Annotated in this window: 9 protein-coding genes; 8 read left to right on the forward strand and 1 reads right to left on the reverse strand. The window is 32.7% G+C overall.

The window, feature by feature from the left end:
• The first annotated feature begins 17 nt into the window (after positions 1-17).
• From J5G60_RS14615 to J5G60_RS14645, 7 genes are all read left to right on the forward strand, one after another.
• Positions 18-1022, forward strand: a complete 1005-nt coding sequence (locus tag J5G60_RS14615; protein ID WP_150357986.1) for a phosphotransferase — start codon at positions 18-20, stop codon at positions 1020-1022.
• A complete protein-coding gene (locus tag J5G60_RS14620) occupies positions 1016-2158 on the forward strand; it encodes a (Fe-S)-binding protein (protein WP_150357985.1) in 1143 nt (380 codons plus the stop codon). Before J5G60_RS14615 ends, J5G60_RS14620 begins: the two co-directional genes overlap by 7 nt.
• Entirely contained in the window at positions 2155-2868 is a 714-nt protein-coding gene (locus J5G60_RS14625) for a TVP38/TMEM64 family protein (RefSeq protein ID WP_150357984.1), read from the forward strand. The genes J5G60_RS14620 and J5G60_RS14625 overlap by 4 nt, the downstream gene beginning before the upstream one ends.
• Before the next feature lie 24 nt (positions 2869-2892).
• Positions 2893-3816, forward strand: coding sequence for an HPr(Ser) kinase/phosphatase (gene hprK / locus J5G60_RS14630; protein ID WP_150357983.1), 924 nt, complete (start codon positions 2893-2895; stop codon positions 3814-3816).
• A complete protein-coding gene (locus J5G60_RS14635) occupies positions 3813-4358 on the forward strand; it encodes a 5-formyltetrahydrofolate cyclo-ligase (RefSeq protein ID WP_150357998.1) in 546 nt (181 codons plus the stop codon). Before hprK ends, J5G60_RS14635 begins: the two co-directional genes overlap by 4 nt.
• Positions 4359-4495: 137 nt before the next feature.
• Positions 4496-5434, forward strand: a complete 939-nt coding sequence (locus tag J5G60_RS14640) for a magnesium transporter CorA family protein (protein WP_150357982.1) — start codon at positions 4496-4498, stop codon at positions 5432-5434.
• Positions 5435-5506: 72 nt separating this feature from the next.
• Positions 5507-6907 (forward strand): aminopeptidase, encoded by a 1401-nt coding sequence (locus J5G60_RS14645; RefSeq protein WP_150357981.1) that lies wholly within the window; start codon positions 5507-5509, stop codon positions 6905-6907.
• Positions 6908-6959: 52 nt separating this feature from the next.
• Here the strand turns inward: J5G60_RS14645 and J5G60_RS14650 are convergent, their stop codons facing one another.
• A complete protein-coding gene (locus J5G60_RS14650) occupies positions 6960-7811 on the reverse strand; it encodes a PHP domain-containing protein (RefSeq protein WP_150357980.1) in 852 nt (283 codons plus the stop codon).
• Between the two features lie 238 nt (positions 7812-8049).
• On the opposite strand from J5G60_RS14650, the gene J5G60_RS14655 reads away from it, so the two are divergent.
• The gene (locus J5G60_RS14655) at positions 8050-8250 is read left to right on the forward strand and encodes an alpha/beta-type small acid-soluble spore protein (protein WP_150357979.1); all 201 of its coding nucleotides are present in this window, start codon (positions 8050-8052) and stop codon (positions 8248-8250) included.
• Positions 8251-8295 lie beyond the last annotated feature (45 nt).

Here is an 8295-nt window from a genome sequence, read left to right on the forward strand (position 1 = left end):
ATTTAAAAGGAGTTAATATGTTAAAAGATAAATTAATATATAAAATAGAGGATTACATAAATAAAAATAAGGAATTGAGGAAAATAGGCATAGATGGAAACTATTCCATTAATTTTTTGGCACAGGGAGAATATAATATAAATTACATACTGAAATATGGAAATAAAAAATATGTGTTTAGAGTAAATACAGGGAGTCAATTAGAGCTTAAACATCAGATTTTATATGAATTCAATGCACTTAAAAGACTTAAAGTAAGCGGAGTTACGCCTGAAGTATATTACGTAGATGATAGTAGAAAACTTTTGAATTATGGAATTTTAATTATGGAATTCCTAGAAGGTGTACCTTTAAATTATAAAAGGGATCTAGAAAAAGCTGCAGATATTTTTGGCAGGATTCACTCTATAGACTTAACTGAAGATGATGAAAAAATTTTTATAGTGGAAGACAAAATTTTTTCCAGCAGAGTACTGGAATCTAAAAAATGGCTTAAAGATTTTATGTCATCTCCTCTAGTCAATAGAGAACAAAAAAATTTCTTCTATAAGTTTTTGCAAAAGGCTGAAGATAATAGTTATAGGGAGAAATATTTCATGGATGACAAATGGCATGTGATAAATAATACGGAGGTCAACTCAAATAATTTTATTATAGGTGGGAAAGAGTATTATCTTATAGACTGGGAAAAACCAGTTATAAGTGATCCCTGTCAGGATTTAACTCAATTTCTGGCAAAAACCACTACATTGTGGAAATCATCTTATCTTTTTAGCAAAGAAGAAATAAATGAATTTCTCACTATATACGAAGGCAAATTGAAAAATGGCAAAAGAGATATAAAGGAGAGAGTACATCTATATAAACCTTATCTGTATCTAAGGGCACTTTCCTGGTGTGCCTATGCATGGATTCAATATAAGAATCCGGAAAAGAATATAAAGAACGAGGATACATTGAAAAAGATAGAGGAATACCTAAGTTTGGATTTTCTGAAAAATCTAGAGGTGAATTTATGGTAAATAAGCCCATTGAATTGGATGAAAATATTTTAAATGAGTTGAAAAGCACAGGAAATAGGTGTGTAAAATGTGGTGCATGCATGAAACAATGTGAGATGCTTAGATATTTTTGTAAAAATCCCAGATCTCTATTTAAAAGTGCAGTAGAAGAAAAAAGTATGAATTTATATATACCTTATTCCTGCAGCATGTGTAAAACTTGTAAATCAGTATGCCCGGAGAATTTGGATTTGGGTGATGTATTTATGAATATCAGAAAATATGCAGTGGAAAATAACGGAGGAGTATCTCCCATGAAAGGCCATAGATCCGTGCATATGCATCAAACATTAAGTTTTTCAAGATTTTTTAGCGGTATTTTGGGAGATGAATCCCATAAAAAGATTAAAAGGCTCTTTATGCCTGGATGCAGTCTTTGTGCTTATAATCCAGAGCTTGTATTCAAAACTCTTGAATACCTCAAAAAAGATTTTCCCGAGACAGCAATGATTATAGAATGCTGCGGAAAGCCTTCCAAAATTATCGGGGAGGAGGAAAGTTACAAGCAGAAAATTACAAAATTAAAAAGAATGGCAGATTCTTCCGGTGCTCTAGAGATAGTTACAGCTTGCCAGTCCTGTTTTTTACTTCTTAAAGAATGCGGATTGAATCAAAATATAATTTCACTTTGGAACCTGCTGGCAAAAATTGGACTACCTCAGGAGGCAAAAGGTATAGGAAAGAGCAGTGATATAGTCTTTTCAATTCAGGATTCATGTGTAACTAGGTATAGGGAAGATATTCAAAACAGCGTAAGATATATTGTAGATGAACTTGGATATAAAGTAGTGGAATCACTGCATTATGGAAAACATACTCACTGCTGCGGTATGGGAGGAATGGTTTCTACAACGAATCCAGATATATCCATGCAGGTTATGGAAGATACAGCCAACTCCGGCAGCACCGATTATTTACTTACGTATTGTGCCAGCTGTAGAGAATCCATGTCTATGGGAGGGAAAAAGTCTCTGCACCTTTTGGATTTAATATTTGGAGGTAAGTGGGATTCCAAACGTGAGGTACCTGGCAAAACAAGCCTTTATAAAAGTTGGATGAATAGATATAAAATCATGAGAGGAGGATATAGGATTTGAACAAAAAGAAAACTATATTGCTGAAAATACTGATTGCAATTTTAATTATATCTGCCGCAGTGATATGTTTTAAATGCGACCTGCTGCATAAATGCAGTGCCTCTAACATAAAAGCTTATATAAGTTCTTTTGGGATGCTTGCACCTGTAGTTTATATAATAATGTTTACTTTTGTACCTCTTACACTTTTTCCCAATGCTTTACTTGCCATAGCCAGCGGAATGGTTTTTGGAGTGTTCTATGGTATGATATATACTATTATTGGGGCTGTTTTAGGAGCAGCTCTATCTTTTTATATAGCCAGGTTTTTGGGAAAGGATATAGTAAATAAATTGGTCAGGGGCAGGGGAAAATGGTTCCAAGACGGAGTTGAAAAAGAGGGCTTCTTAATAGTATTTATATTGAGATTGATACCACTGGTGCCTTTTGATATAATAAGTTATGGAGCCGGCCTTTCTAAAATAAAATTCAAAGATTTTCTTATAGCCACTACAATAGGGATAATACCCGGGGTATTTGTATTTATAAATTTAGGAGATAAGTCACAAAATATAAATTCTTTAAATTTTGTTCTGGCTTCGGCTCTTTTGGGTGCTCTTGTTTTAGTATCCTATTTTATTAAGAAAAAAATCACCTTCAATAAACTTCAAAATGATTTAACCGTAACAGAGGTTGACAATTCAAAAAAACTTATGGAAAATAAAGACTAGATGATCCAACTAAGGGGTGATAAAATGCCAGTAACGGTAGAAGATATTATAGAGGACTTGAATTTGGAAGTTATAACTAAAGGAGACAAAATAAATAAAATAACTGAAAGTGATATAAATAGACCAGGACTTCAATTCAGCGGATTTTACAATTATTATGCAAATAAAAGAGTTCAGATAGTGGGTAAAGCTGAATGGAGTTTCTTAGATGCGATGCAGTCAGAACTCAGGAAAAAAAGATTGGAAAAATATTTTGAATTTTATAATCCCTGTACTATAATTACTAGAAATTTACCACCACATAAAGAATTTTTAGAAAGTGCCCTTTCTAATAAAAGATGGATACTTAGAACTGATAGTATATCGACGAGATTCATAAATAAACTGATGAACTATTTGGATGATAAGCTGGCACCTGAAACCAGGCTTCATGGGGTGTTAGTGGATGTATACGGCATAGGTATACTTATAACTGGTGAGAGTGGAATAGGCAAAAGTGAAACTGCGCTGGAACTTATAAAAAGAGGACACAGGTTAGTAGCGGATGATGCAGTGGATATAAAACAGATAAATGGAGTACTTCACGGGACTTCACCATATATTACAGCGGGAATGATAGAAGTTAGAGGAATGGGAATTATTGATGTCCCTGCACTTTATGGGTTGAGTTCTGTACTTAAGACCAAAAATGTCAACCTTGTAATATATCTGGAGCAGTGGAAGGAAGATGAGAATTACGACAGGCTTGGAATAGACAAGGAATACATGAATATTTTAAATGTTCCTGTGAGAAAGCTAAAGGTTCCTATAAGGCCTGGAAGAAATTTGGCTGTCATAGTTGAAGCTGCCGCAGCAAATTACAGATATAGTCTTATGTCAAGCATAACTCCAGTAGATGTAATCAGCAAGAGAATAAAAGAGTTGGAGAAAAAAAGACCATGCAGATGAATAAAGAAGATATCAGAAAAAAAATCAAAGAAAAAAGAGATAGTATGCCTGAAATTAAAAAGAGGGCATTGGACAATATAATATTTGAAAAAGTTTTACTAAGTGAAGAATATCGGAAAGCTGGAAATTTATTTATATTCGTCAGTTTTGGAACTGAAGTTGATACTCATAGAATTATAAAAAGGGCTCTAAGAGATGGCAAAAATGTCTCTGTTCCAAAGACAATATCCAGGGAAAAGGGAATGATAGCGGTAAAAATAAACCATTTCAATGAACTGAAAAGTGGTGCCTATGGAATACTTGAGCCTGAAAATATAAATTTAAGGATGGATGAGTCTACAATAGATCTATGCTATATACCAGGTATTGCTTTTGACAAAGAGGGAGGAAGAATAGGCTATGGAGGAGGATATTATGACAGATTTCTAAAGATGACTAGAGTGGATTCCAAGAAGATAGCCCTTGCATACAGTTTTCAGATTTTAGATAAGGTTCCCAGAGAAGAACATGATATACCTATAGACAATATTATTTCAGATTAAATTTTATTTTAAATTTGCCTGTGAATCAATTTGTTTGAAAGGGCAGTGAATTATTTTCTGATTAAATTAACACACTAATATAAGATGAAACTATTTACATGTAAATTATAGTTAGTTTTTATTGGTGGTGTTTTTTTATGAAGGTACTGGATATAGATAATGGTTTTCAAGAGATTACTGAATCATTTGATTTTGTAAACGGTCATTATTGGATACTTCTGCATGTAGATGAGGTTGAAAAATTAAATGATTTCATATCCGTGGATGAGGAAACTGTAGATGAGTGTAGAAGTTTTTCCCAGGCATCAAAAATAAGTTTTTTTAACGGATATATTTTTATAATATTTAATGTACTCAATTATATAGAGAGAATAGTGGTATCCAGGGAGTTGAATGTTTTTCTAAGTAGAAATTATATAATAACTGTATACAAAGACAAAATCGATATACTGGAGAATTTAATAAAAGACATAAATAGCTGGAAGAATTGTTTTGTGCTAAAAGACAATCCCCGGGTGTGTATACTTCTTTACTGCATTTTAGACAGAATAGTTATGAAAAATTATGATATAATATCCGAACTAGAAGTAGAGGCAGATAAAATCGAAATAAATATTTTGAAAAACCCGAGGCAGGATCAGATAGACAATTTGATAACTTTAAGAAGACAGGTTTATAAAATAAGAAAGTATTTAAGTCCCCTGATTTATATAGGAGACAGCTTAACTATAAATGACAACCTTGTTATTGAAAAAGAAAGTATAAAATATTTTATAGGCTTAAGTAAAAAAATAGAAAAGCTTATGATTTCCCTTGAAAGCCTGGTCCAGGATTTGGCACTGGTAAGGGAAGCTTTTGAATCAGAGATAGCAAATAAAACAAATGAACTCATGAAAATTTTTACTGTTATAGCTACTATATTTTTACCTTTGAACCTCATAAGCAGTATTTATGGTACTAATTTAAAGGGAGTACCTTTTATGGAAGTGGAAAATGGATGCCATTATGTAATTATAATGATGACTTTTATAGCCATAATCCTCATATGCATATTCAAAAGGAAAAGATGGCTTTAAAATAAACAGGATTGATAATGAATATTAAAATTTGTTTTTTATCCTAAATAAATACAGATAGGAGAGATTATAGTGTCAAAGGATTTAACTAAAAAATATAAATATGCCTGGGATAAATATTCAAAAAAGGATTTTGAATCACTTTTTAAATTATCAGATGAGTATAAGAATTTTATGTCCAAATGTAAAACCGAAAGAGAATGCATAGCGGAATTTGTGTCAATAGCTGAAAAAAGTGGCTATAAAAATATAGAAGATATAAGAGGTAAAAAAGCTTCACTGGAACCAGGAGATAAAGTTTATGCCAATAATAAAGGAAAGACTCTGGCACTCTTTGTAATTGGGAAAAAAAACATAGAGGAGGGCATGAGGATACTTGGAGCACATGTAGATTCTCCAAGACTTGATCTAAAGCAGAATCCGCTTTACGAGGATACGGATTTAGCTTTATTTGACACTCATTATTATGGTGGAATAAAGAAGTATCAGTGGGTTACACTTCCGTTGGCCATTCATGGGGTTGTCGTAAAAAAGGATGGCACTAAGGTCAACTTAGTACTGGGGGAAAAAGAGACTGATCCCGTATTTGGCGTATCCGATTTGTTAATACATCTTGCCAGAGAACAAATGGACAAAAAAGGAGATAAAGTAGTTGAAGGGGAAGATTTAAATTTACTGGTGGGAAGTATTCCAATTAAGGATAAAGATGCCAAAAACAGAGTAAAACAGAACATACTGAAGTTGTTGAATGAAAAATACAATATTGAAGAAGAGGATTTTGTATCCGCGGAACTTGAGGTAGTTCCTGCAGGAGCTGCAAGGGATTTTGGACTGGATAGAAGCATGGTTATGGCTTATGGACACGATGATAGAATATGTGCATATACCTCCTTTGAGGCAATGATGAAAATAGAAAATCCTGAAAAAACCTGTGTAACTCTTTTAGTTGATAAAGAGGAAATTGGAAGCGTTGGAGCTACAGGAATGCAGTCTAGATTTTTTGAAAATACGGTGGCAGAAATCATAGATCTCTGCGGAAAGTACAGCGATTTAAAAGTAAGAAGGGCTCTAACCAATTCAAAAATGCTATCTTCAGATGTAAGTGCAGCTTTTGATCCAAATTATCCTTCTGTCATGGATAAAAACAACTCGGCTTATCTTGGGAAAGGGATAGTCTTTAATAAATATACTGGAGCCAGGGGAAAATCGGGATGCAATGATGCAAATCCTGAATATATAGCTGAAATAAGAAATATAATGGAAAAAAATAATGTGTACTGGCAAACTGCAGAACTTGGAAAAGTGGATCAAGGAGGCGGTGGAACAATAGCATATATACTGGCAGAATACAATATGCAGGTAATAGACTGCGGCATAGCACTTCATAATATGCATGCCCCTTGGGAGGTAGCAAGCAAGGCAGACATATACGAAGCTGTAAAGGGATATACGGTCTTTTTGAATGAAATATAATATAAATTAAAAAATAATTCGTGTAATTGCAGATGTAATTACATGGATTATTTTAATTTAAGGTGTTTAGTTTATTTAAAAATATTTCTATATCTTTTTCCTCTAAATAAACTTCACCTATACTATGAGAGTGCTCGGGATCGTCTCTGTCTTTTCTTGGTAAACCGTGGAAATCTGAACCTGCAGTTATTATTTTATTATATTTTTCAGCATATTTTATAAACTTTTCTGTATCTTTTGGTGCATTCATGGAGTAAATTGCCTCTATACCGTCAAAGGGAAGCTTAAGTAGGGTTTCCATATTGACATCTTTTATGAGAACTGGATGTGCTAAAACAACCACGGAATTTAAAGATTTAAGCAGTTTCACACCATCTTCAGTGGAAAGCTTCTTAGTGGGGACATATGCGGGACAGGAATCGCCTATAAAATTCGTAAATATATCCTTAAAACTATAATTATATCCAGAATCTATTATGGCCTGTGCAATATGAGGTCTTGTAACAATATTGTGAGCATTTTCAAGTATGCTTTGATAATCTAGTTTTATATTAAAAAATTTATATAGATTATCTACTATTTTTTTTGCTCTCTTTTTTCTATATTCACTCATTTCCTGTAAAAAATTTTTAAATTCAGGAGATATATTTGAAATTGCTTTAAAATATCCTAATATATGAACACTTTTTCCATAACATAAAGTAGACAGTTCTATTCCTGGAATAACTTTGAGTTTTATTTTTCTACCAGCATCTAAGGCTTCATCTATACCGGATACTGTATCATGATCTGTTATGGCGATTATATCCATACCCCTTCTGCCGGCCATTTTTACAAGCTCACTGGGAGATAATCTTCCGTCAGATGCAGTGGTGTGTAAATGGAAATCTCCTCTTTTATACAACAATATCACCTACCCTTTTAGTTTATCTAAACCTTAATATTATATTATACGCTAAATAAATTTTAATTGTAGATTAAAATTTAAAAGTTATGCTAAAATAAACTTTTATATATAAAAATTTCTATCTATGTCATATCATATCTCAATTTCATGCAATTTTATAGAGTAATAATTTTTATATGGAGCAAACTTATAGATGTAATACAAAATAATAATATATAGGAGGAGGAAATCAATCATGGCAAGTAACAGAGGAAATAGAGTCCTAGTTCCACAAGCTAAAGATGCCTTAAATAGGTTCAAAATGGAATCAGCTAGAGAAGTTGGAGTAAACTTAAAAGAAGGATATAATGGAGATCTTACATCAAGAGAAGCAGGCTCAGTAGGTGGAAATATGGTTAAAAAGATGATTGAAGCTTATGAACAGGGCTTAAAATAAAAAATAATATAAAATAAGTTAGGGGGCTGCTGCATAGTTAAATTA

Source organism: Clostridium sp. HV4-5-A1G (genome assembly GCF_900184915.1).
In the GTDB taxonomy this organism is placed as follows: Bacteria; Bacillota; Clostridia; order Clostridiales; family Clostridiaceae; genus Clostridium_B; species Clostridium_B aromativorans.